This is a genomic window from Entomohabitans teleogrylli, from assembly GCF_001484765.1.
Taxonomy (GTDB): domain Bacteria; phylum Pseudomonadota; class Gammaproteobacteria; order Enterobacterales; family Enterobacteriaceae; genus Entomohabitans; species Entomohabitans teleogrylli.
The window spans coordinates 37,310-62,289 of sequence record NZ_LLXO01000025.1; the positions used below are offsets into that span (position 1 = coordinate 37,310).

Below are 24,980 nucleotides of genomic sequence, written 5' to 3' on the forward strand. Positions count from 1 at the left end.
GTTTTTTTGCGCCTCAGCGCTGGCTATGGGTTAAGTAACGGGAATTATTATGAAATATCAGGCGTTGGCCAGCGACATTCTCAGTCATGTCGGCGGGCGGGAAAATATCAACAGCCTTGTGCACTGCGCAACCCGGCTGCGGTTCAAACTCAACGACAGCAGCAAAGCGGACGCCGAAGGGCTGAAGAGCAATCCCGGCGTGATCATGGTGGTAGAAAGCGGCGGCCAGTTTCAGGTGGTTATCGGCAACCATGTCAGCGACGTCTACCGCGCAGTGTGTAGCGCCGCTGGGCTCAATGAAGATAGCGCGGCCAGCGCGCAGAAAAGCACGGAGAAATCCGGGGCGCTGGCAAAATTCATCGATGTGGTTTCCGGAATCTTTACCCCGTTCCTCGGCGTGCTGGCGGCCTCGGGTATTCTGAAAGGTTTCCTCGCCCTGAGTCTGGTCGGCGGATGGCTGGCGGAAAGCGACGGCACTTACCGAATCCTGCAATCCACCAGCGATGCGCTGTTCTATTTTCTGCCGATTGTCCTTGGCTATACCGCCGGTAAAAAATTCGGCGGCAATCCGTTCCTGACCATGGTAATCGGCGGCGCGCTGGTTCACCCGCTGATGATCCAGGCCTTCGAAGCCACCGCCAACGGCACTACAGAGTACTTTCTCGGTATCCCGGTAGTGTTCATCAATTACACCTCGTCGGTGATTCCGGTTATCTGTGCCGCCTGGTTCTGCTGCTGGCTGGAACGCCAGTGCAATAAAGTGATGCCGGCGGCGGTGAAAAACTTCTTCACCCCGCTTCTCTGCCTGGTGATCACAGTCCCGCTCACCTTTCTGGCTATCGGCCCGCTGGCCACCGGGCTGGGCGAACTGCTGGCCTCCGGCTTTCAGATTATTTATAAATTCGCGCCGTGGCTGGCGGGAGCGGTACTTGGCGCCCTGTGGCAGGTGTGTGTGATCTTCGGCCTGCACTGGGGGCTGATCCCGCTGATGATGAATAACATGGCGGTGCTGAGCCACGATGCCATGATGCCCATTCTGCTGCCCGCGGTCTTCGGCCAGGTCGGCGCTACCGTTGGGGTGTTCCTGAAAACCCGCGATGTACGCCTGAAGGCGCTGGCCGGCTCCGGCGCGGTCGCCGGGGTCTTCGGTATCACCGAACCGGCAGTGTATGGCGTGACCTTACCCAATCACCGGCCGTTTATCTTTGGCTGCGTGGGCGGCGCGATTGGCGGCGCGATTGTTGGCTTCAGCCAGAGCATGGTCTACTCGTTCGGGCTGGCGAGTATCTTTACCCTGGCGCAGATAATCCCGCCGACCGGGATCGACGCCTCTGTGTGGGGTGCCATTATCGGCGTCGCCGTCTCCTTCACCCTGGCCTGCCTGCTGACCATCATCGCCGGCCTGCCGCAGCAGAACAGCGCGCAGCCGGAGCTGCCCCCGGCGCCTGTAGCCGAAGCCAGCGCGGACGACATTCTGGCGCCGCTGACCGGCGTGGCGATTGCCCTCAATGAGGTGCCGGATCAAACCTTCGCCAGCGGCCTGCTGGGCCAGGGAGCGGCGATCATCCCGTCAGAGGGCCGGGTCATCGCCCCATTCCACGGCGAAGTGGCATCGCTGTTCACCACTAAACACGCCATTGGCCTGCTCAGCGACAGCGGTATTGAAGTGTTGATTCACGTCGGTATCGACACCGTCAAACTCAACGGCCAGCACTTCACCGCCTTTATTCAGGAAGGCGACAGGATTAAGCCCGGCGATGTACTGGTGGAATTTGACCGCCAGGCGATTCTTGACGCCGGCTACGACCTGAGTACCCCCATTATTATCAGTAACAGCGACGACTACGCCGGGCTGGAAAATGTTAACCCGACGCCTTCTGTCTATGCCGGCTCACCGTTCCTGCATGTGACACGCTGAATTTAAAGGAGAAAGAGATGAGTAACAGATTTCCGGACGGTTTTTTATGGGGCGGCGCGCTGGCGGCAAACCAGGTGGAAGGGGCGTATCAGGAAGACGGTAAAGGGCTATCGACCTCCGATATGCAGCCCAACGGTATTTTTGGGCCTGTGACCGCACGCCAGCCCGGCGATTTCAGTATTAAAGATGTCGCCATTGATTTCTATCACCGCTATCCGCAGGACATCGCGCTGTTTTCGGAAATGGGCTTTACCTGCCTGCGGGTCTCCATTGCCTGGACGCGAATTTTCCCCAACGGCGACGATGCACAACCCAACGAGGCGGGGCTGGCCTGGTACGACAAACTGTTTGATGAACTGGCGCGCCATAACATCCAGCCGCTGGTCACCCTGTCGCACTATGAAATGCCGTGGGCGCTGGTGGAAAACTATGGCGGCTGGGGCAACCGTAAGCTGATCGCTTTCTTTGAGCGCTATGCCCGCACCGTGTTTGAGCGCTACCGCGATAAGGTCAAATTGTGGTTAACCTTCAATGAAATCAATATGTCGCTGCATGCGCCGCTCACCGGCGTCGGCCTGCTGGGGGACTGTACCACGACAGAGATCTACCAGGCGATTCACCACCAGCTGGTGGCCAGCGGTCTGGCGGTAAAAGCCTGCCACGAGATTATCCCGGACGCGCGCATCGGCAACATGCTGCTCGGCGGTCTGATGTATCCGCTGTCCTGCAAACCAGCGGATATCTTCGCCACCCTGCAGGAGAACCACAGCTGGCAGTTCTTTGGCGATATTCAGTGCCGCGGCGCTTACCCGGGCTATATGACGCGTTATTTCCGCGATAACGGTATCACGCTGAATATTGAACCCGCCGACCTGGAGGCGCTGCGTCACACCGTCGACTTCATCTCATTCAGCTACTATATGACCGGCTGCGTTACCGCCGATGCGGATCTCGGGGAGAAGCTGCGCGGCAACATCCTCGACATGGTGCCAAATCCGCATCTGGAAAGTTCAGAGTGGGGCTGGCAGATAGACCCGCTGGGCCTGCGCACGCTGCTCAACGTCCTCTGGGATCGTTATCAGAAACCGTTATTCATTGTCGAAAACGGTCTCGGCGCTAACGACCAGCCCGCCGCCGATGGGCGCATCCATGACGATTACCGCATCAGCTATATGAACGATCACCTGGTCCAGGTGCGGGAAGCTATCGACGATGGCGTCGAGGTGCTGGGCTATACCAGTTGGGGCCCCATCGACATCATTAGCGCCTCGAAGGCGGAAGTGGCCAAGCGCTATGGCTTTATCTATGTCGATCTCCAGCAGGACGGTTCCGGCACCCTCAATCGCAGCCGCAAGGACAGCTTCTGGTGGTATCAGCAGGTGATTAAAACCCACGGCGCGGCCCTGAAGCCGTAATCCCCACGCCAGCCCGCCGTCCGGCGGGCTGCATTTCTTTCCCTTTCGGATATCGTCTGCGCGCTTTTATGACCTGGATCCCGGCAGGCGCTTGAACTGACGGCGCTTTTCCGTGACACTGATAAGGTGTAAACGTTTACCCAACGAGGTGGTGTCCAATGGCGACAATAAAGGATGTAGCGCGACTGGCGGGGGTATCCGTTGCCACCGTTTCCCGCGTGATCAACGGCTCCCCAAAGGCCAGCGATGCCTCGCGGGCCGCTGTCAACAGCGCCATGGAACAACTGAATTACCATCCGAACGCCAACGCCCGGGCGCTGGCCCAACAGAATACCGAAACCATTGGACTGGTGGTGAGCGACGTTTCCGACCCGTTCTTCGGCGCGATGGCCAAAGCCGTGGAACAAGTGGCTTACCGCACCGGCAATTTCCTGCTGATCGGCAACGGTTATCATAACGAGCAGAAAGAGCGCCAGGCCATTGAGCAGTTGATCCGCCACCGCTGCGCGGCGCTGGTGGTGCACGCCAAAATGATCCCCGACGCCGATATCGCCGCGCTGATGGCGCAGTTCCCGGGGATGGTGCTGATCAACCGTATTGTTCCCGGCTATGAAAAACGCTGTGTGGCCCTCGACGATCGCTACGGCGCCTGGCTGGCGACCCGCCATCTGATCCAGCAGGGCCACCGGCAGATAGGCTTTATCTGCTCCAACCATCCCATTTCCGACGCCGAAGACCGATTACAGGGCTACTATGACGCCCTGACGGAACATGGCCTGCCGGCCAGCGATCGGCTGGTGACATTCGGGGAACCGGATGAGAGCGGCGGCGAACAGGCAATGACTGAACTGCTCGGACGCGGCAAAGCGGTGACCGCCGTCGCCTGTTATAACGATTCGATGGCGGCCGGGGCGATGGGGGTATTAAGCGATAACGGTATTGACGTACCGCGGCAGATATCGCTGATCGGCTTCGACGATATTCTGGTTTCGCGCTATGTGCGCCCGCGGCTGACCACCATCCGCTACCCGCTGGTGACCATGGCCACTCAGGCCGCAGAGCTGGCGCTGGCGCTGGCCGACAACCGTCCGCTGCCGGAGGTGACCCACCTGTTCAGTCCGACGCTGGTGCGCCGCCACTCGGTAGTTCCCCCCGCCGAATAACCCGCCCTGCCCCCGCGGGCGCGAGGCGCAAGGCGCAAAAGCGCAGTACATGCAGAAGCCGTGACGCTTTAATCTGCGCCCCACGATTGTGGGGCGCAAAACCGGTCACCAGAGCGCCAGCCGCGAAATTACAGCAGTTCCAGCGCCAGCAGCTCCGCCACCGTCTGGCGGCGGCGAATCAGGCGCGGCGCGCCGTTATCGAACAACACTTCCGGCAGCAGCGGGCGGCTATTGTAGTTGGAGGACATTGAAGCCCCGTAAGCGCCGGTATCGTGGAATACCAGGTAATCGCCGATCTGGACCGGCGGCAGCGCCCGGGTTTCCACTTTACCCCCTTCCTGCTGGGTGAAGACATCGCCGGATTCGCACAGCGGACCGGCCACCACGGTTTCCGTCAGCGCGCCGGACAGCGCCCGGCCATCGCGCGGCAGCACAGAAATATGGTGGTAGCTACCGTACATCGCCGGACGCATCAGGTCGTTAAACCCGGCGTCGACCAGCACGAAATGGCGGCTTCCCATCTGTTTTACGCTGCGCACCTGCGCAATTAGCACCCCGGATTCAGCGACCAGGAAGCGTCCCGGCTCAATCTCCAGAGTCACCGGGTGGCCCAGGTGGGCGGCGATTCTCTCGCGGGCGGCGTTCCACAGACCATAGTAGTGGTCGGTATCGATAGTCTCTTCGCCGGCGCGGTAGGGGATCGACAGCCCGCCGCCGGCGGAAATCGCCTGCAAATCCTGACCAAAGGCGATCACATGCTCCACCATGGCGCCGCACACCTGCTCAAGATGGCCGTAATCGACGCCGGATCCGATATGCATGTGCAGGCCCACCAGTTGCAGATCGTACTGGCGCATCACCGCCAGCGCCCGGGGCAGATCGCTGTACCAGATACCGTGCTTACTGTTTTCGCCGCCGGTATTGGTTTTCTGGCTGTGGCCGTGGCCAAATCCGGGGTTGATACGCAACCACACCCGGTGGCCGGGCGACACGGCGCCAAGCTGGGAGAGCATATCCACCGAACCGGCGTTCACCGGGATCCCCAACTCATGGACCCGCGCCAGAGTGGCGTCGTCGAGCACATCAGCGGTAAAGACGATGTCGTGGGGATTTTGCTGTGGGTCATAGCCCGCGGCCAGCGCCCGCTCGATCTCCCCCAGCGATACCGAATCCACTTTTACTCCCTGTTCGCGCATCAGGCGCAGAATATGGACATTGGAACAGGCTTTCTGGGCAAAGCGAATCACATCAAACTGGCGCAACTGGCTAATCTGACGGCGAATAATCTGCGCGTCATAGACCCACACCGGGCAGCCGAATTGCGGCGGCAGGGCGCGCAGATTAGCGGCGCTCAGCGCGCTTTGGGTGGTATCGAGAGGTTGCGGCATGGAGAACTCCTTTCATTTTGTATGGCGTTTATTACGCCACAGTCGCCAGTGAATAAAAAATATCGTTTTCTACACAGTCTATGCAAAAATGATATGGACTAACGAGGAATCGCGCCATGCCCGCCATTAACCTGCGCCATATCGAAATCTTCCATGCGGTGATGACCGCCGGCAACCTGACCGAGGCCGCCGCCCTGCTGCACACCTCGCAGCCGACCGTCAGCCGGGAGCTGGCGCGCTTTGAAAAAGTGATCGGTCTGCAACTGTTTGAACGCAGCCGCGGCCGGCTACACCCGACGGTGCAGGGACTGCGGCTGTTCGAAGAGGTGCAGCGATCCTGGTATGGTCTGGATCGCATCGTGGCGGCGGCGGAAAGCCTGCGCGAATTCCGCCAGGGGGAGCTGTCTATCGCCTGCCTGCCGGTATTCTCCCAGTCGTTTCTGCCAGCGCTGGTGACGCCGTTCCTCGCCCGCTACCCGGAATTGAGCCTGAACATCGTGCCTCAGGAATCGCCGCTGCTGGAAGAGTGGCTCTCCGCCCAGCGCCACGACCTGGGGCTGACGGAAACCGTCACCACGCCGGCCGGTACGGCGCGCGAAAGTCTGCTGACCCTCAATGAAGTGTGCGTGCTGCCCGCCGACCATCCGCTGGCGCGAAAGCGCAGCCTCGGCCCCGCCGATTTCAGCGGCGAAAACTATATCAGCCTGTCGCGCAGCGACAGCTATCGCCAGTTGCTCGACCAGCTGTTTCACGAACATGGGGTGAAAAGGCGGATGGTGGTGGAAACCCACAGCGCCGCCTCCGTCTGCGCCATGGTGCGCGCCGGGGCGGGTATTTCGGTGGTCAATCCGCTGACAGCGCTGGACTATGCGGCCAGCGGCGTAGCGGTGCGGCGCTTCCGGATTGCCGTTCCTTTCACGGTCAGCCTGATTCGTCCGCTTCACCGCCCGGCGTCGGCGCTGGTCAACGCTTTCAGCGAACATTTACGCGCCGCGATGCCGCGCTTTACCACCCTGCTGACGCAGATGCTGGAGGATTAGTCCTCCAGCATAAAGCGTACCGCATCAGCCGCGTGGAGAGCCGCGGTATCAAACACCGGCACCGGACACTGCTGCTGATTGATCAACAGGCCTATCTCGGTACAGCCAAAAATCACCCCCTCGGCCCCCTGGCTGACCAGTTGCGCAATCACCTGCTGATAGCAGGCCCGGGAGCTGTCGAGCCAGCGCCCGAGACACAGCTCTTCAAAAATGATGCGGTTTATTTCCGCCCGCTGGTCGGCGCCGGGGATCAGACATTCGATAGCGAATTCACGCTCCAGCCGCCCGCGGTAAAAATCCTGCTCCATGGTATAGCGCGTGCCGAGCAGCGCCACCCGGCGCAGCCCCTGCGCGGCGATCGCCCGCCCGGTGGCGTCGGCGATATGCAAAAACGGCAGCGCACACTGCGCTTCAATGACATCCGCCACTTTGTGCATGGTGTTGGTACACAGCACAATACCGTGGGCGCCCGCTCTCTGTAACCCCAGCGCGGCATCGGCCAGCATCTGCCCGGCCTGATCCCACTCCCCGCGGCTCTGACACAGCTCGATGTCATGAAAATCCACGCTGTGCAGCACAATTTGCGCGGAATGCAGCCCGCCCAGCCGTGCTTTGATCCCTTCATTTATCAGCCGGTAATAAGGAATGGTGGACTCCCAGCTCATTCCGCCCAGTAATCCGATGGTTTTCATGATCTCTCCTGTGATGACAGCGCTTCGCGAATTGATGATGCCGGGATTGCGGGACAATGCCAATCCGATCGTACCGCCAGTTTTATCATACAGGCTATCGCCATTGCCTGAATCCGCTTACCGTGGTAAAAATGAAACAACGTTTCAATCAAAGGAAAGCCGCCAATGTTTACTTTTATTAAAGACACCGAACTCGAAGACCTCGGCGCCGGCGTCACCCGCCGGATTCTGGCCCACGATGGCAACATGATGGCCGTACAGGTGAATTTCGCCACCGGCGCCGTTGGCCCCTTGCATAACCACCCGCACGAACAGTTGACCTACGTCCTGTCCGGCGAATTTGAGTTCACCATCGGCGATGAAACCCATCGGGTAAGCGCCGGTGATACATTGTACAAACAGCCGAATATCATGCACGGCTGCGTCTGTTTGCAGGCCGGCACGCTGCTTGATACGTTCACCCCAATCCGCGAAGACTTCCTGAAGTAACGTCCCACTCCGTCCCCCGTACAGGAGCGGCCAGCCCGCTCCCCTGCGCCACGCTGGCCGAACTATCCCCATCCGGCGCAAAAAATCGCCGCTCCGAAATAAATTGAAACAGCGTTTCGACTTCGATCACATTTCCGACAAGAATCGCATGACGGGTTTTTAAATCCCATTAGAATTAAATAAAACATCGTTTCATAAATTTAAAACGACATTTTTATAAACCAGACGATGCACAGCGGATAAGCCATTTTATCCACCCCAGGGTACGGATAACGCATTAATTCAACGGTAACGATCAGGGACACGATATGCCAGCCACCAGCAACGATTAACGCCACACGCCAGCGCAGATGCTCCCGGCATCGGCAGGCGGATGGCTAACGCCTCTTAATTTCAACCTCTGACAGCCAGGTAGGTAAGTATGAATGAAAACAGACTGTTAGGACTGGCATGGATATCGCCCTATATCATTGGGTTGATAGTCTTTACCGCCTTTCCTTTCGTTTCGTCGTTCTTTCTCAGTTTCACTGAGTATGACCTGATGAACCCGCCGGAATTTACCGGCCTTGAGAACTATCGCTACATGTTTACCGAAGACGCGCTCTTCTGGAAATCGATGGGCGTGACCTTTGCCTACGTATTTTTGACTATCCCGCTCAAGCTGGCTTTTGCGCTGGGAATTGCTTTCGTCCTGAACTTTAAACTGCGCGGTATCGGCTTCTTTCGCACCGCCTACTATATTCCATCGATTCTCGGCAGCTCAGTGGCGATCGCGGTACTGTGGCGCGCCCTGTTCGCCATCGACGGGTTGCTGAACAGCTTTATCAGCGTGTTCGGGTTCGATCCGGTGAACTGGCTGGGGGAACCCTCGCTGGCGCTGATGTCCGTGACCCTGCTGCGCGTCTGGCAGTTCGGATCAGCGATGGTTATCTTCCTGGCGGCGCTGCAAAACGTCCCGCAGTCCCAGTATGAAGCGGCGATGATCGACGGCGCCTCAAAATGGCAGATGTTCCTGAAGGTCACGGTGCCGCTGATTACCCCGGTGATTTTCTTCAACTTTATTATGCAGACTACTCAGGCGTTCCAGGAGTTTACCGCGCCGTACATCATCACCGGCGGCGGTCCGACCCACTACACCTATCTGTTCTCGCTGTATATCTACGACACGGCGTTCAAATATTTCGAAATGGGCTACGGCGCGGCGCTGGCTTGGGTACTGTTCCTGGTGGTGGCGGTATTCGCCTCCATTGCCTTCAAATCATCAAAATACTGGGTCTTCTACTCCGCTGATAAAGGAGGCAAAAATGGCTGATATTCAACAGAGTCACACCCCCACCCGGCAGACGCCTGGTGAAGCGGAACTGGAAGTGCAGCGCACGCTGCGCCGGGAAAAAATCAACGCCGGCATTCGCTATGTGGTGTTGCTGGCGGTCGGTCTGCTGATGCTCTATCCGCTGGTGTGGATGTTTTCGGCGGCCTTTAAACCTAACCATGAGATCTTCACCACGCTGGGCCTGATCCCGGAAAACCCGACCATGGACGGGTTCGCCAACGGCTGGAAAACCGGTACCGAATATACTTTCGGCCATTACATGCTCAATACCTTCCAGTATGTGATCCCGAAAGTTATCCTGACCATTATCTCTTCCACCGTGGTGGCCTACGGCTTCGCGCGGTTTGAGATCCCGTGGAAGAATTTCTGGTTCGCGACGCTTATCGCCACCATGCTGCTGCCCAGCACCGTACTGCTGATCCCGCAGTACCTGATGTTCCGTGAAATGGGCATGCTGAACAGCTATCTGCCGCTGTACCTGCCGCTGGCCTTCGCCACCCAGGGGTTCTTCGTCTTTATGCTGATTCAGTTCCTGCGCGGCGTCCCCCGCGACATGGAAGAAGCGGCGCAAATCGACGGCTGTAACTCCTTTCAGGTGCTGTGGTACGTGGTCGTACCGATCCTCAAGCCGGCGATTATCTCCGTGGCGCTGTTCCAGTTTATGTGGTCAATGAACGACTTTATCGGCCCGCTGATTTACGTCTACAGCGTGGATAAATACCCGATCGCCCTGGCGCTGAAAATGTCTATCGACGTGACCGAAGGGGCGCCGTGGAACGAAATTCTGGCAATGGCGAGTATCTCCATCCTGCCGTCCATCATCATCTTCTTCCTGGCGCAGCGCTACTTTGTGCAGGGCGTGTCCAGCAGCGGAATCAAAGGTTAAGAGGGAATATCATGGCTGAAGTCATTTTCAACAAACTGGAAAAAGTCTACTCCAACGGATTTAAAGCGGTGCATGGTATCGACCTGACAATCGCCGACGGCGAGTTTATGGTCATCGTCGGCCCGTCCGGCTGCGCCAAATCCACCACCCTGCGCATGCTGGCCGGCCTGGAAACCATCAGCGGCGGCGAAGTGCGAATCGGCGAAAAAGTGGTTAACAACCTGGCGCCGAAAGAGCGCGGGATCGCCATGGTATTCCAGAACTACGCCCTGTATCCGCATATGACGGTGCGTGAAAACCTCGCCTTCGGCCTGAAGCTGAGCAGAATGCCGAAAGAGCAGATCGACATGCAGGTGGATGAGGCGGCGAAGATCCTTGAACTGGAAGAGTTGATGGACCGCCTGCCGCGCCAGCTTTCCGGCGGCCAGGCCCAGCGTGTGGCGGTCGGTCGCGCCATCGTTAAAAAACCGGATGTATTCCTGTTCGATGAACCGCTCTCCAACCTTGACGCCAAGCTGCGCGCCTCAATGCGCATCCGGATTTCAGATCTACATAAGCAGCTCAAAAAATCCGGCAAACCGGCCACCAGCGTTTACGTTACCCACGACCAGACCGAAGCGATGACCATGGGCGACCGCATTTGCGTGATGAAGCTCGGCCATATCATGCAGGTGGATACCCCGGACAACCTCTACCACCACCCGAAGAATATGTTTGTGGCGGGTTTTATCGGCGCGCCGGAAATGAATATCAAACCAACGCGCCTTGCCGAACACAATGGCCGCCTGCACATCACTGTCGGCAACAATATGCTGCCGCTCACCGACCATCAGCAGCAAAAACTGGCTGCTTATAAGGACCAGCAGGTATTTTTCGGCGTGCGTCCGGAGTTTGTTTCGGTAGCGGATGAACCCTTTGCCGACGGCTGCGCCAGCGGTGAGATGGTGCGGGTGGAAAACATGGGTCACGAATTCTTTATCTACCTGAAAGTGGGCGACTACGAACTGACCGGCCGCATCCCGTCCGATGAGGCCAAACCGATGATTAACAAGGGGCTCAATCGCAAAGTCTGGTTCCGTTTCGATATGCATAAGTGCCACATTTTCGATGCCAAAACAGAACAAAATATCTCTCTCTGACAGGAGTCTATAGCAATGAAAACCATGCTGTTGAGTACCCTGATTGCCTCTACTCTGGCGCTGACGGCCAGCCAGGCCTTCGCCGCCGATGACGTTAACCTGCGTATGTCCTGGTGGGGCGGCAATGGCCGCCATCAGGTCACCCTGAAAGCGCTGGAAGCGTTCCACAAGCAGTATCCGCACATTAATGTGAAGGCGGAATACACCGGCTGGGACGGGCATCTGTCGCGTCTGACCACCCAGATAGCCGGCGGTACCGAACCGGACCTGATGCAAACCAACTGGAACTGGCTGCCAATTTTCTCGAAAACCGGTAACGGCTTTTACGATCTCAACCAACTGGGCGAGGTACTCGATCTCAGCCAGTTCGATCCCAAAGAGCTACAGTCCACCACGGTCGACGGCAAACTGAACGGTATCCCCATCTCGGTCACCGCGCGGGTGTTCTATTACAACAATGAGACCTGGAAAAAAGCTGGCATCGACTATCCGAAAACCTGGGACGAACTGATGGCGGCGGGCGTGGCCTTTAATAACCAACTGGGCAAGCAGTTTTACCCGGTGGTACTGGAACACCAGGACGTGCTGGCGCTGCTCAACTCTTACATGGTGCAAAAGTACAATATTCCGGCGGTAGATGAAAAAACCAAAAAGTTCTCCTGGAGTAAAGAGCAGTGGGTGGAGTTCTTCCAGGTCTACAAAAAACTGATCGACAGCCACGTCATGCCGGACACCAAATATTATGCCTCCTTCGGCAAGAGCAATATGTATGAAATGAAACCGTGGATCGAAGGAGAATGGGCCGGGACCTATATGTGGAACTCCACCATTACCAAGTATTCGGACAACCTGAAACCGCCGGCCAGACTTGAGTTGGGTAGTTACCCGATGCTGCCGGAGGCCCGGGACGCGGGGCTGTTCTTCAAACCGGCGCAGATGTTCTCGGTCAGCAAAACCACTAAACATCCCAAAGAAGCGGCGCTACTGCTTAACTTCCTGCTGAACAGCAAAGAAGGCGTGGAGGCGCTGGGGCTGGAGCGCGGCGTGCCGCTAAGCAAGGCGGCGGTACAGCAATTAAGCGCCGACGGTATTATTCAGGATGACGATCCGGCCGTCGCAGGTCTGAAACTGGCCCAGTCGCTGCCGACCACGCTGAGCGTTTCCCCTTACTTTGACGATCCGCAGATTGTCGCCCAGTTCGGTACTACGCTGCAGTATATCGACTATGGTCAGAAATCCGTGGAAGACGCCGCCGCTGACTTCCAGCGCCAGGCGGAGCGTATTCTGCGCCGCGCCATGCGCTAAAGCCCCCGCCGATTCCCCTTTACCCTGCCCGGGTTCCCCGGCAGGGTATTTTTATGCCGGCAGTTTATCGCCCCTGACGCCGGTAAATTCCAGCCATAAAAAAACCCTCTGCCCGATAAACAGACAGAGGGGTTCAGAAGAGCACGACGCGCCGGTCAGCGCGCCAGCCACCCGCCGTCTACCGCAACGGTATAGCCATTGATATAGTCAGATGCCGCAGACGCCAGGAACACCACCGGCCCCATCAGGTCGGACGGCAGTCCCCAGCGGCCCGCCGGGATACGCTCAAGAATTTCCGCGCTGCGCTGTTCATCGGCGCGCAGTTGCTGGGTGTTGTTAGTCGCCATATAACCCGGGGCAATAGCATTGACGTTAATATTGTATTTCGCCCATTCGTTGGCCATCAGACGCGTAATGCCCATTACGCCGCTTTTCGAAGCGGTATAGGACGGTACGCGAATCCCCCCCTGGAACGAGAGCATGGAGGCGATATTAATAATTTTTCCGCCGTTGCCCTGGGCGATAAACTGTTTCGCCGCCGCCTGGGACATGAAGAAGACGGTCTTGATGTTCAGATTCATGACATCGTCCCAGTCTTTTTCACTGAATGCGAGAGCGTCTTCGCGGCGGATCAGGCCGGCGTTATTAATCAGAATATCAATATGACCGAACTCGGCCACGGCGCGGTCCAGCAGCGCGGGAATCGCGTCAATCTGGCGCAGATCGGCGGTCAGACTCAGAAAACGGCGGCCCAGAGCGGTAACTTTGCTGATGGTTTCCGTCGGCTCAACGATATTGATACCCACGATATCGCAGCCGGCTTGCGCCAGCCCCAGCGCCATACCCTGGCCCAGACCAGTATCGCAGCCGGTAACGACAGCGACTTTGCCCTGAAGAGAGAATGAATCGAGAATCATCTTTATTTCCTTTTTATCAGGCCTGTTGCAGGCCGCTATTTACCGGTCACAGATCGCCCAGGACGTCTGTTCTGTCGACCTCCATTCTGAATGAAACGTTGTTCCATTACCGAATCTGATGACATAGTAAGCTGAACAAAACCTGCTTTCAATTAAATTTGAAACGATGTTTCAGTTTATATGCCATTCATGTGAAAATTTGACGCCAGGATCACATCTGATCAGGAAACATGCGGGTTGTTATCGACTGCTGAAGCGCCGTAGATCGAGTTCTCACTGCCGCAAACGGGGCGCATATACCCGGTAAATCTCTGCGCGCCGACGACGCAATATGGAAAATGCGTGAATCATCACATAAAATGAAACGATGTTTCTATAAATTATCACCATGTTTTTAATTTAATAATCAGCACATCCGGCGGATGGCAAAAAGGAGAAGATTATGGCTAAAGGTATGCGGGTCAAACTTGAGTATCAGGTCAGCCATGACCCGGATACCGGGGCGCAAGTGACCCGTTTAACGCCCCCGGACGTCACCTGCCACCGGAACTATTTCTACCAGAAATGCTTCACCAACGATGGCAGCCGGCTGTTATTCGCCGGGGAGTTTGACGGCCACTGGAACTATTACTTGCTGGATCTGGCCGCCGGCGAGGCTGTCCAGCTCACCGAAGGACCAGGTGATAACACATTTGGTGGCTTCCTCTCCCCTGACGACAAATCCCTGTATTACGTGAAAAATGAACGTACCCTGCGGGAAGTCAATCTTGAAACCCTCGTCGAACGCGAAGTCTACCGGGTTCCCGATGACTGGGTGGGCTACGGCACCTGGGTGGCCAACAGCGACTGTAACAAACTGGTGGGTATCGAAATCGCCCGGCAGGATCATGAGCCGCTCAATGACTGGCAGGCGTTCCACGACTTCTTCCATAAAGGTCCGCTCTGCCGTCTGCTGCGCGTCAATCTGCAAACCGGCGCCAGCGCGGTGATCCTCCAGCAGAAAGTCTGGCTGGGGCACCCGATTTACCGCCCGTTTGATGACAACACCGTCGCCTTCTGCCATGAAGGCCCGCACGATCTGGTGGATGCCCGTATGTGGCTGGTCAATGAGGATGGCAGTCAGGTACGTAAAGTGAAGGAGCACGCGCCAGGAGAAAGCTGCACCCACGAATTCTGGGTGCCGGACGGCTCCGCGCTGATCTACGTCTCTTATCTGAAAGGTCAGCAGCAGCGCACCATCTACCGTTATCACCCGCAAAGCGGAGTAAATGAAGCGCTGATGCACATGCCTCCCTGCTCGCATCTGATGAGCAACGTTGACGGCACACTGCTGGTCGGCGACGGCTCCGGCACGCCGGTCGATGTGAAAGACAGCGGCGGATACAGCATTGAAAACGATCCTTATCTGTACGGCTTCGATGTAGCGCAAAAAGCGTGGTTCCGCATTGCGCGTCACGATACCTCATGGGCGACCTTTGCCAATAGCCGTCAGGTCACCCATCCGCACCCGTCGTTTACCCCGGACGATAGCGCCGTACTGTTCACGTCTGATAAAGACGGCAAGCCGGCGCTGTATATTGCACAACTCCCGGAAAAACGCGTCATGGTGAAAGCCTGAGCGTTAAGAGGCAATTAACGTCGCTTTTTGTTGTTGTTTCCTGTAACTGGCCCTTGCCCCCTCAGCTGTTGCGGGGGCTTTTTTTATTCGTAATAACGCTTCGCTTACCGGCCATCAATAAAGTTAACTACGAATAATTTCTTCGCGGTAGATTTATCACGGTGGTGATTATTATTTACGCCCCGACATCTTCCCTGTAAACGAATGCCGAGTCTGACAGCAATATTGAATAATAGCGCTATCGAGAAACTGAAATAATAAATCGGGTAATAAGATATAACGGCGATAAAAAAACCTCCGCGCAATGGGAGGTTTTCAGTATCACGAAATGATTCAGGTTAGCGGACTGAATCATACATCGGGTCCGGCAAATGCGTTTCCGGTTTCCGGAAAGATAAGCGGATATCAGAAAGAATAGGCCACACCGACCCGATAGCGAGTCTGGCGTTCATCGGTGGTTTTGCTACCGCTGACATTACCCAGTTCGGCATACGGCGCCCAGTTTTGATCCCACTTGTAGGCCACTTTCACGTTATACTCATCGTCGCCTTTTTTGTTATTGGCTTTCACCTGGTGCTCGCTACGCTTGTACAGGTAGTTCAGCTCCACGCGCCAGTCGCCAAACACATACCCGGCCCACGCCTCGCCGCGGTTGGTCTTATCGTCTTCATTCTTGGTATTATCATTAGGAAAACGGGTATATTCAAAACGATAGCGCGCAGCTACATAGAAACCGTTGTCGAAACTATACTGCGCGTGCAGATAAGGTTTCCAGATGGTTTTGCTGTCGTTACTTTCTACCGTCAGCCCCGGCGTCAGCGCAATATTACGGGTCGCGGCCCAGCGCCAGTTGATGGATTCCTCATGACCATTACCGATAACATCGCTGAAAGGCCTGTCGTGGTTAGTACCGCCGGAGCGCCATTTTGCCTCAACGCTAAACCCGAGGCCATTTGCAAAACGGTGAGATACCGCCACGCGATCTTTATTGACCCGATCGTCCACATACTCGTGGCGCAAATCTACCGTTACCGCCTGCGCAGCAAAACTCGCGCCGCACAGCACTGCCATTCCCAGAGCCTTTTTCAACATAATCAATCCTCGATTGAAATAATATTTCATTTTTATGAAACTGAATTTTATTTTTAAAGAAATATTATTTTAGTGATCAGGATCGTAAATATTCACCGTTGCCAAATCCGCTGTCAGGAACGTGATACAGCTCAAAAATAAAACAGCACTTCAAAAACAAAAAAGAGGTTTTCTGGTCAGCAGGATCCTTTTTACGTTTCATTTTTTATGAAAAAACAACAAACCCAATAATCACTATGGAAATATTTTTAATATGGCGGGAATTAACCTTTTGTCGCCAGCCAGACAAGGCAAGTATTTAAGAGCCTGTCCTGTCAGGGCTATTTGGCTTGCCATTCTGAACCTCGGCAGCGCTCAAACTGGCTGCGCCAGGAACGCCTTCCGGGAGAGGCTCTAAGTGGGAAAAATCACTGGGGGAGATAAAAAACTACCGCCGTTATTTTCCGGCGCAGGACGCGCCGGAAGAGAGCGTCAATCGCGTTCAATGGCCAGCGCCACCCCCTGCCCGCCGCCGATGCACAGCGTCGCCAGCCCTTTGCGGGCATCACGCTTCACCATTTCATGCACCAGCGAGACCAGGATCCGGCAACCGGAGGCGCCGATAGGATGTCCGAGCGCCAGCGCGCCGCCGTTCACGTTCACCCGGCGCTCATCCCATTCCAGCAGCTTATTCACCGACAGCGCCTGGGCGGCAAATGCTTCGTTGGCCTCGATCAGATCCAGCTCATCCAGTTGCCAGCCGGCGCGCTCCAGACAGCGGCGCGTGGCATACACCGGCGCAATGCCCATCAGCGCCGGATCGACCCCTACGCTGGCGAAGGCGCGGATGCGCGCCATCGGCTCCAGCCCCAGCGCTTCAGCCTTACTGGCGCTCATCATCAACACCGCCGCGGCGCCATCGTTAAGGGATGACGCATTGCCCGCCGTGACGCTGCCGGACCGCTCGAATACCGGCAGCAGCGTCGCCAGCCCTTCGGCACAGGGATCGCGGCGCGGCTGTTCATCGGTATCAATGCCCGGCTCCCCCCGCCCGGCGACCGGAACAATCTCGTCGCGAAAACGCCCGGCGTCAATCGCCGCCCGAGCCTTCTGGTGGGAAGCCAGCGCGTAGGCGTCCTGCTGCTCGCGGCTGATGCCATACTCCCTGGCCAGATTTTCAGCCGTTACGCCGATATGGTAATCATTGAACGCATCCCACAGGCCGTCGTGCACCAGGCTGTCTATCAACTGAACATCGCCAGGACGCGCGCCGTGCCGCCCGTTGGCCAACACATGCGGCGCGCGGCTCATATTCTCCTGGCCGCCGGCAATCACCACATCGGCCTCGCCGCACTGAATCGCCTGAGTCGCCAGATGGAGCGCCTTGAGCCCCGAACCGCAGACGTCATTAATCGTAATTGCCGAAACCGAACTCGGCAGACCGCTGTTGAGCGCGGTTTGCCGGGCAGGGTTTTGCCCGGCGCCGGCGGTCAGCACCTGGCCAAGAATAACTTCATCGACATCTACGGGGTTGATGCCGCTGCGCGCCAGCAGCGCCCGAACCACCACACTACCCAGCTCCGTTGCGCAATAGCGTGCCAGACTCCCCTGAAAACAGCCGATGGGGGTGCGCGCCGCGCCAACGATAACGACATCTTTCATGCAGGCTCTCCTGTTCGGGAAGCGGACATATTAAATGATTGTTATCAACTCTTTTTGAAAAGTTTAAAAATAAGTGAAATAAGTCACAACTCTGCATCGCCGCCGCCCACAACTGATGGTGGGGTGATTTGTGAAAAGGCAGCGGCGGCGATACTCTGATTAATAAGCAAGGCCGAGGTTGCGGGTATTGTCAAACCTGTGGATAGCCTCCACAATCAGCGCGCAACTTTGCTATTGAATAACCCGGGTAATGCCGACTGGCATTACCTTATTTATGTTGAGATGACGATCATGACGCAAGATCCCGGCACCGCTGAGGTTATCTATCACAACGGTACGATTTACACCGCCGACGAGCAGAATACGTTCTGTAGCGCGCTGGCTATTCGCCAGGGTTACATTCTCGCCACTGGCAGTGATGAACAGATGCTGCGCCTTGCCGACAGCGGCACGGAACTTATCGATCTACAGGGAAAAGTGATGCTGCCGGGTCTGATCGACAGCCATATGCACCCGTTCTGGGGCGGTAAACAACTGCGCGGCTGTAATCTCAACTACGCCGCCCTCACCGTTGAGCAAACCCTCGCCCATATTCAACAGCATCTGGATAACGATCCGGTCAGCGGCGAAGATGACTGGCTGACCGTGCGCGCCTGGCAGCGCCAGGGAATGGTGCCGGTGGGCGCCGACATGAGCCGCGACGCCCTCGATACGCTGCGTACCCGCCGCCCGATAGCGCTGTTTTCCAATGACTGCCACACCCTTGCCGCCAACAGTCGCGCCCTGGAGATGCTGGGTATTGATGAAACGACCCCAGTGCCGACCGACGGTAAAATCGCCCGCGACCACCTGGGGCGCCTGACCGGTATTCTCGAAGACGCCCCGGCGATGCGCGCCTTTGACTCCATCCCCTCAGGTACTGCGGAGCAAAACGTCCAGATTGCCGCTCACGTGCAGCAGGTGTTGAATGCCCAGGGCGTCACCACGGTGATGGACACCCGGGTATTCGCTGAACAACTGGAAGCTTTCGCCGCCCTGCGCGCCAGAGGCCAACTGTCGCTACGGGTGCTCGGCGCCCGGGAAATCACCCCGGATAGCGTTGACGGTCCACAGGACGCCGCCCGGGCGGTTAGCGAAGTCGTGGCGTTCGCCCGCCAGTGGGACGACGCGCAGTGGACGCCGGAACCCGGCTTTGGCCTGACGCACATGAAACTGTTTATTGACGGCGTATTGCAGCCCCCCACCATGACGGCGGCGCTGCTGGAGCCTTACCGGGAAAACCGCGGCAGCGACGAACAGCCGGACTGGCAGCCCAGCGGGCGCTATGGCGACCTGTACTTCACCGCGCCGGTAGTGGATGCCCTGATCCTCGAATCGGCGCGCGCCGGGTTACATCCCCATACCCACACGGTGGGCGATGGCGCTATCGAAATGGTGCTTAACGCCGTGGAGAAGATGCGCGACGCCCTGCCGGGTAAGGATATTCGCCCGGGGCTGGCCCACAACGAGCTGGCGGCTACCCACCACTATGCGCGTTTCGCACAGCTCGGCGCGACGGCGGTGCTCTCGTTCCAGTGGAGCGGTCTGCCGGCGGTGTTAATCCACGAAGAGCGGGAGATGCTCGGGGAAGCGCGCTTTCGCAATATGGAACCCATCGCCCACTTTATCGACGCCGGTGCGCGGGTGGCCTACGGTAGCGACTGGCCTATCGATCGCCTCGACGAATGGTATAACCTTCAGGTAGGCATGACCCGCCGCGCCTGGGACGCCGAAGGTCAGCCCGCCGGGCCGCGTCTGGACAACGACCGTGATCTGACACTCACCGAAGCTCTGCGCGCCGCCACGATTGACGCCGCCTGGATGGTCGGTAAAGAGCGCTATATCGGTTCGCTGGAGCCGGGCAAACTCGCTGATGCGATTGTGCTGCATAACAATATTTTTGCACAGCCGCCGGAAACCCTGTTCCGCACCCGTATCGCTCGTACCCTGGTTGGCGGTAAGGTGGTTTACCAGAGCCAGTGAGGCGGGTTACCGGCAGTGGATAATTTCCGCTGCCGGTAAATCAATAATCAGAATTTCCTCATAATGAAACCATTTATTTACATCACAAACCCTACATTGCTGATTATTTCGATTTTTAACATTCGCAAATTGAATTATATAGCCAGGATTAACCACTAATCCGGTCGCTTATTAATTTAACCACTTTCCAACCCCCCCTGGCTGTGTCAAAATTCGCGACTTTACTCAGACCGACATTATTTTCAGGCCGCCGGGGAGCTGACATCCGGTCACGTACTACGTACGCCGCCACCACAGCGCCGCGCCGGCATCAGACAAAGGATGTCGCTAATATTTATTAATTTTTTGCCAGTGCGGTTATCCCGGCACCAGGAGATGATACGGTAAATGCCACAGAATACTCAGTTGCGAAGAGTTCTTAAAACGCCTGCGCTGGTCGCGTTTGGGCTGGCCTATATGGTCCCACTGGGCGTTTTCACTACTTATGGTCAGGTGACGGTGTTAAGCCAGGGGCATTTGCCGGTCGCCTATTTAATCACCATTGCCACCATCCTGTTTACTGCACTGAGCTACTGCCGAATGACCAGCGCCATGCCGCTGGCGGGTTCAGCGTATTCCTACGTGCAGCGCAGCTTTGGCGGTAAAGTCGGTTTTCTGGTCGGCTGGGCGCAGATCCTTGATTATCTGTTCCTGCCGATCCTCAACTACTTAGTGTTAGGCATCTTTTTGCACGAGGCATTTCCGTCCATTCCCGCCGCGGTGTTTGTGCTCGGTTCAATTGCATCGGTCAGTCTGTTAAATATCCTCGGCGTACGGCTAATGACGTCAGTGAATTTCTCGCTGATTGGCGCCCAGATGGTGTTTATCGTCCTGTTTATCACGCTGTCATTCAGCCAGGCCGAACTGACGCCGGAAAACCTGATGCGCCCGCTGCTGGTCGGCGCCGGAGACTTTTCCGGGCTAATGGCCGGCGCGGCGGTGCTGTGCCTGGCGTTTCTCGGGTTTGACGCTATCGCCACCATGGCCGAAGAAGCCGATGACGCAAAGCGCACCCTGCCGCGCGCCATCCTGATCACCGTCATTTCCGCCGGCACGATTTTTATCGCCGTCTCCTACTCCGCCCATATCATCTACCCGGACTGGCAGTCGCTGATCCCGGTGCAGGATACCGCCAGCCTGGTGGTTTCCGAAAAGGCCGGCGGTAAATGGATGTATACCTTCTTTATGGCCGCCTACCTGACCGGGGTCTATGCTTCGGCGATGACTGCCCAGACCGGGGTATCGCGTATTTTCTATGCCATGGGTCGTGAAGGGGTGCTGCCGCGCAAAGTGTTCTACCATCTGCACAGCCGTTACCACACGCCGTACCGGGCGATCCTGTTCGTGGCGGTGGTATCGCTGACCGCCCTGTTCCTCGACCTCAACATGGTGGTGTCGATGATCAGTTTCGGCGCTCTGGGGGCATTTACCTTCGTTAACCTGAGCGTGGTCAAACACTTCCTGATCAATGAAAAGCGGCGCGGCGGCGCAGCGCTGTTTAAGTATGGGCTGCTGCCGATTATCGGCTTTCTGCTTTCGGTCTGGCTGTGGTCGCACCTTGAACCGGACGCCCTGAAAGTGGGTATGACCTGGCTGGTGATTGGCTTTATCTACCTGCTGTGGCTGACCAAAGGGCTGCGCCAGGCGCCGCCGTCGGTGAAGTACGACGATATTGCCCATCTGATTGACTAATTAGCGACACAAAGCGCGCTGCGGATTACCGGGCGCGCAGTTTGTTTCACCGCGCTCTGCCTGCGCGTACCAGAACCGGGGAATGATGCTCACCTTTCGACACCTCACCGATACCGCCAGCGACGATTTCCGTCTGGTGGACACCCTGTACGAATCCGCCTTCCCGTGGCATGAAAAACGCGAAGCAGCGGCGAAACAGCTGGCGCTGGACAACCCTCACTACCGTCTGCTGGCCTGTTACGATGGGCGGCTATTTGTCGGGATGATCGGCGCCTGGCGCTTCCACGGCTACAGCTATATTGAGCACCTGGCCGTCAACGACCAGTTGCGCGGCGCCGGCTATGGTAAACGGATGCTGCGCCAGTTCCTCGACGCAAACCCGCTCACCGTTCTGGAAATTGATCCTCTGACGACCGGGATTGCCCGGCGGCGGCTGCGCTTTTACCAACAGCTCGGGTTTCAGCGCAATCCATTTACTCACCACCACCCCAGCTACCACGCCGGCGTGGCGGATCATTTGCTGCTGGTGCTCAGCCATCCGCACCCTCTTGATGACGCCCGCTACCAGCAGTTCCATGATGATTTATGCCATGTGGTGATGGCCGGCGTGTGATACGTCCGGCCAGCTCTCCGCAAACCTCAGTAAACGCGCCGCCCTGTAAAGAAATAGCGATCAACTAATCTCCTGTTATCTCATATATCCGGCGCCTGGTAATAATGCCAAAAACCTTCTATTCTTTAACTCCGTAATATATTTCCCGGCCCGGAAATAAAATATATTTTATATCTGATTCGCTATTTTAAAGGCTATCCTGCGATTAATTAGCCTGATGTTGATTAGCATTAAAACGGTACAAATGAAAGAAAACCCCACATAGTCAGCACAATAATCCACGATAAAATCATTAATCAGAATTTAAATTTTTTAACCTGTCAGGCACTATCTAATCACCAGGAATATCTATATTTAATCCAACAAACTAAAAAAATATCGACCCAGAGCCCCAGCGAATAATCGCTATTTTTATAATGGTATTCACACCATAAAAAACTGGCGCTCTCATTTATTGACCTGAAATGCCTGTATGAGGCGATGATGATGGATACCGGCTTATTTAAGCTTTTATCTGCCGCGCGGCAGAAAAACAAGATTCCCCCTCTGCACAGCGACTGCGCTGTGCGACCCGTCACTGGTTCTGCGGCAGCGCCTGTCGTATCGCTACAACCATTTGCAGCCCCGTCTGCACGGCCTTTTTTTGCCTGGAGGTTTACCATGAACGTTAAACATATCGCGACGCATTTACTTCCCGGTATCGCGCTGACACTGGGGATCTGCGGCAACGCCTGGTCCGCCGGTGCGCTCACCGGCCAGATAGGCGTACAAGTCACGATTGGCGCTGGCTGTACCGTGACCAATAACAGCGTTGTCGGCGGGATTAACCAGTGGGGTAACCTCAACTTCGGCCAGTATGCCGATCTGAATAACGTGATCAACGGTACCGTCATCGGCAGCGACGGTCAGAGCGCGGTGACCATTCAGTGCAGCAGCGGCCTGACTCCGTCGCTGGTCATCGGCTCCGGTCTCAATGCCTCCGGCGGGGTTCGCCGTATGGCCTATACCAACGGCGGTAACACCACACTGGTGGCATACCGCATTTATTCTGACGTAGCCCGCAGCGCCGAAATCGCCCCAGGCGGCAACGTGGGACTCTCCACCACCGGCACAGCCCAGAATATCCCGCTGTATGGCCGTATCATCCCGGCGGATCAAACCACTGGTACCGGAGGCACTACGCCAGCCGCGGGCACCTATAACGATACGGTTGTGGCGACCCTGAGCTGGTAAGCGGCAGGCCTGTGGTGAAACGCCCGCGGCTTTGGCGCTACGGACTATACCTGTTGCTGGCGTACCTGCTCGCGCCGCCGCTGGCGGCCGATACCGTCACCCGCAACTTTACCGTCACCGCCACCATCGCCAACGGCTGTATTTTCGGCAGCAGCGGCAGCGGTGGTTCCGGCAACCTCGGTACCATTAACTTCGGTACCCTGGCCAATGTGGCGAATGTGGTGGACGCGGCCAGTACCGTGGGAGCCGGATCGCTGGTGGTAACCTGTACGCCGGGGATGGCGGTGTCGATCGCCCTTAACGGCGGCGTGAACGGCGGCAGCAACGCCCAGCGTTACCTGATTAACAGCGGCGGCACCCGAACGCTGGCCTATCAGCTGTATCAGGACGCCGCTCGCAGCACGGTGTGGGGAACCGGCGCCCTGGCCCGGAGTATCGCCAGTTTTCCCGCCACCACGCAAACCCTGACCGTTTATGCCCGATTATTGAGTAACGGCACCCCACCGCCGGCAGGAAGCTACAGCGATACCGTTACCGTCACTCTGACCTGGTAAATAATAAGATGAATGCCATGAGATATCTCCTGACCCTGCTGCTGTTTTTATCCCCGTTATCCGCCCTGAGCGCCAGTTCGGTACTGGTGTGGCCGGTTTACCAGACCATCGCCGCCGACCAGAAAAGTTCCGCGCTCTGGCTGGAAAACCGCGGCTCAACGCCCACAACATTACAGGTGAGAGTGCTGGCCTGGCAGCAACAGGACGGGCGTGAGCGCTACGCCGATCAAAACAACGCAGCAGCCAGTCCACCTTTCGCCACGGTGCCCCCGGGACAGCGCCAACTGGTACGTCTGGTACGCCTGAAGCCAGTCCCCGCCGGCCAGGAGCAGGCCTACCGGATTATCATTGATGAAATTCCCGCCACCCAGCCCGCCTCTGCCGGCGATGCCGGATCCGCCGCCGGTGTGCAGCTCAGAATGCGCTATGTACTGCCGCTGTTTATGGCGGGCGAAGGCTTAACGTTACCGGCGGATGACGGCACCCGCCCGCTCACCAGCACGCCGGCGCTACGCTGGCAAATCACTCAATCCGAAGGCAAAAGCTGGCTGACTGTACACAACCAGGGGCAGGTTCACGCCCGGCTAAGCAATGTTTTCTGGGGCCATAGCGCCGGGAGTAAGACTCTGTCGCTGGCCGACGGCTATCTTGGCTATGTGCTGCCCGGCCAGACCATGCGCTGGCCGCTCCCCGCCGGGAAAACGATCCCCGCCGGGCAAACGCTGTTTGCCCAACTGGCGGATAACTCCACGCCAGTCGCCCTTACCCGTTAAGTCAGCGGCGCGGGCTGA

21 protein-coding genes are annotated in these 24,980 nt (G+C 57.1%); 16 read left to right on the forward strand and 5 right to left on the reverse strand.

The genetic code is table 11. From position 1 onward, the window contains the following. The first annotated feature begins 49 nt into the window (after positions 1–49). The 3 genes from bglF (at position 50) to galR (ending at position 4,496) form a co-directional block, all read left to right on the forward strand. Positions 50–1,918 (forward strand): PTS beta-glucoside transporter subunit IIABC, encoded by a 1,869-nt coding sequence (bglF, locus tag AQ981_RS21175; RefSeq protein WP_058913753.1) that lies wholly within the window; start codon positions 50–52, stop codon positions 1,916–1,918. A 17-nt stretch (positions 1,919–1,935) separates the two neighbouring features. After that, positions 1,936–3,333 carry a glycoside hydrolase family 1 protein gene (locus AQ981_RS21180; RefSeq protein ID WP_058913754.1) on the forward strand — a complete coding sequence of 466 codons (1,398 nt, stop codon included), beginning with the start codon at positions 1,936–1,938 and terminating at the stop codon, positions 3,331–3,333. A 158-nt stretch (positions 3,334–3,491) separates the two neighbouring features. After that, positions 3,492–4,496, forward strand: a complete 1,005-nt coding sequence (galR, locus tag AQ981_RS21185; protein WP_058913755.1) for an HTH-type transcriptional regulator GalR — start codon at positions 3,492–3,494, stop codon at positions 4,494–4,496. A 128-nt stretch (positions 4,497–4,624) separates the two neighbouring features. On the opposite strand, the gene lysA is transcribed toward galR, so the two are convergent. Further along, entirely contained in the window at positions 4,625–5,884 is a 1,260-nt protein-coding gene (gene lysA, locus AQ981_RS21190; protein WP_058913756.1) for a diaminopimelate decarboxylase, read from the reverse strand. A gap of 116 nt (positions 5,885–6,000) precedes the next feature. On the opposite strand from lysA, the gene AQ981_RS21195 reads away from it, so the two are divergent. Then, positions 6,001–6,924 (forward strand): LysR family transcriptional regulator, encoded by a 924-nt coding sequence (locus tag AQ981_RS21195; protein ID WP_058913757.1) that lies wholly within the window; start codon positions 6,001–6,003, stop codon positions 6,922–6,924. On the opposite strand, the gene AQ981_RS21200 is transcribed toward AQ981_RS21195, so the two are convergent. Then, on the reverse strand, positions 6,921–7,616 hold the full coding sequence (locus AQ981_RS21200) for an aspartate/glutamate racemase (protein WP_058913758.1): 696 nt from the start codon (positions 7,614–7,616) through the stop codon (positions 6,921–6,923). The genes AQ981_RS21195 and AQ981_RS21200 overlap by 4 nt on opposite strands. Before the next feature lie 165 nt (positions 7,617–7,781). Here AQ981_RS21200 and AQ981_RS21205 point away from each other — a divergent pair, with 165 nt between their 5' ends. From AQ981_RS21205 to AQ981_RS21225, 5 genes are all read left to right on the forward strand, one after another. Then, positions 7,782–8,105, forward strand: coding sequence for a cupin domain-containing protein (locus tag AQ981_RS21205; protein ID WP_058913759.1), 324 nt, complete (start codon positions 7,782–7,784; stop codon positions 8,103–8,105). A gap of 421 nt (positions 8,106–8,526) precedes the next feature. Then, positions 8,527–9,417 carry a carbohydrate ABC transporter permease gene (locus AQ981_RS21210; protein ID WP_058913760.1) on the forward strand — a complete coding sequence of 297 codons (891 nt, stop codon included), beginning with the start codon at positions 8,527–8,529 and terminating at the stop codon, positions 9,415–9,417. Then, complete coding sequence (locus AQ981_RS21215; protein WP_058913761.1) at positions 9,410–10,324, forward strand: carbohydrate ABC transporter permease; 915 nt, start codon at positions 9,410–9,412, stop codon at positions 10,322–10,324. The genes AQ981_RS21210 and AQ981_RS21215 overlap by 8 nt, the downstream gene beginning before the upstream one ends. A gap of 11 nt (positions 10,325–10,335) precedes the next feature. Beyond that, positions 10,336–11,463 carry an ABC transporter ATP-binding protein gene (locus AQ981_RS21220; protein WP_058913762.1) on the forward strand — a complete coding sequence of 376 codons (1,128 nt, stop codon included), beginning with the start codon at positions 10,336–10,338 and terminating at the stop codon, positions 11,461–11,463. Between the two features lie 15 nt (positions 11,464–11,478). Continuing rightward, positions 11,479–12,768, forward strand: coding sequence for an ABC transporter substrate-binding protein (locus tag AQ981_RS21225; protein ID WP_058913763.1), 1,290 nt, complete (start codon positions 11,479–11,481; stop codon positions 12,766–12,768). A gap of 155 nt (positions 12,769–12,923) precedes the next feature. On the opposite strand, the gene kduD is transcribed toward AQ981_RS21225, so the two are convergent. Next, entirely contained in the window at positions 12,924–13,685 is a 762-nt protein-coding gene (kduD, locus tag AQ981_RS21230) for a 2-dehydro-3-deoxy-D-gluconate 5-dehydrogenase KduD (RefSeq protein WP_058913764.1), read from the reverse strand. Between the two features lie 442 nt (positions 13,686–14,127). Between kduD and AQ981_RS21235 the strand changes: the two genes are divergently transcribed. After that, on the forward strand, positions 14,128–15,303 hold the full coding sequence (locus AQ981_RS21235) for an oligogalacturonate lyase family protein (protein ID WP_058913765.1): 1,176 nt from the start codon (positions 14,128–14,130) through the stop codon (positions 15,301–15,303). Positions 15,304–15,708: 405 nt separating this feature from the next. Here the strand turns inward: AQ981_RS21235 and AQ981_RS21240 are convergent, their stop codons facing one another. Beyond that, positions 15,709–16,395 carry an oligogalacturonate-specific porin KdgM family protein gene (locus tag AQ981_RS21240; protein WP_058913766.1) on the reverse strand — a complete coding sequence of 229 codons (687 nt, stop codon included), beginning with the start codon at positions 16,393–16,395 and terminating at the stop codon, positions 15,709–15,711. A gap of 471 nt (positions 16,396–16,866) precedes the next feature. Continuing rightward, positions 16,867–18,036 (reverse strand): acetyl-CoA C-acetyltransferase, encoded by a 1,170-nt coding sequence (locus AQ981_RS21245; RefSeq protein WP_058913767.1) that lies wholly within the window; start codon positions 18,034–18,036, stop codon positions 16,867–16,869. 291 nt (positions 18,037–18,327) lie between these two features. On the opposite strand from AQ981_RS21245, the gene AQ981_RS21250 reads away from it, so the two are divergent. The 6 genes from AQ981_RS21250 (at position 18,328) to AQ981_RS21275 (ending at position 24,962) form a co-directional block, all read left to right on the forward strand. Beyond that, on the forward strand, positions 18,328–20,058 hold the full coding sequence (locus AQ981_RS21250) for an amidohydrolase (protein ID WP_058913793.1): 1,731 nt from the start codon (positions 18,328–18,330) through the stop codon (positions 20,056–20,058). A 387-nt stretch (positions 20,059–20,445) separates the two neighbouring features. Further along, positions 20,446–21,789, forward strand: a complete 1,344-nt coding sequence (locus tag AQ981_RS21255; protein WP_058913768.1) for an APC family permease — start codon at positions 20,446–20,448, stop codon at positions 21,787–21,789. 85 nt (positions 21,790–21,874) lie between these two features. Next, a complete protein-coding gene (locus AQ981_RS21260) occupies positions 21,875–22,402 on the forward strand; it encodes a GNAT family N-acetyltransferase (RefSeq protein WP_058913794.1) in 528 nt (175 codons plus the stop codon). A gap of 660 nt (positions 22,403–23,062) precedes the next feature. Continuing rightward, entirely contained in the window at positions 23,063–23,635 is a 573-nt protein-coding gene (locus AQ981_RS21265) for a Csu type fimbrial protein (protein ID WP_058913769.1), read from the forward strand. 11 nt (positions 23,636–23,646) lie between these two features. Next, positions 23,647–24,189, forward strand: coding sequence for a Csu type fimbrial protein (locus tag AQ981_RS21270; protein ID WP_121500705.1), 543 nt, complete (start codon positions 23,647–23,649; stop codon positions 24,187–24,189). A gap of 17 nt (positions 24,190–24,206) precedes the next feature. Next, the gene (locus AQ981_RS21275) at positions 24,207–24,962 is read left to right on the forward strand and encodes a fimbrial biogenesis chaperone (RefSeq protein ID WP_071608980.1); all 756 of its coding nucleotides are present in this window, start codon (positions 24,207–24,209) and stop codon (positions 24,960–24,962) included. The last annotated feature ends 18 nt before the right edge of the window (positions 24,963–24,980 follow it).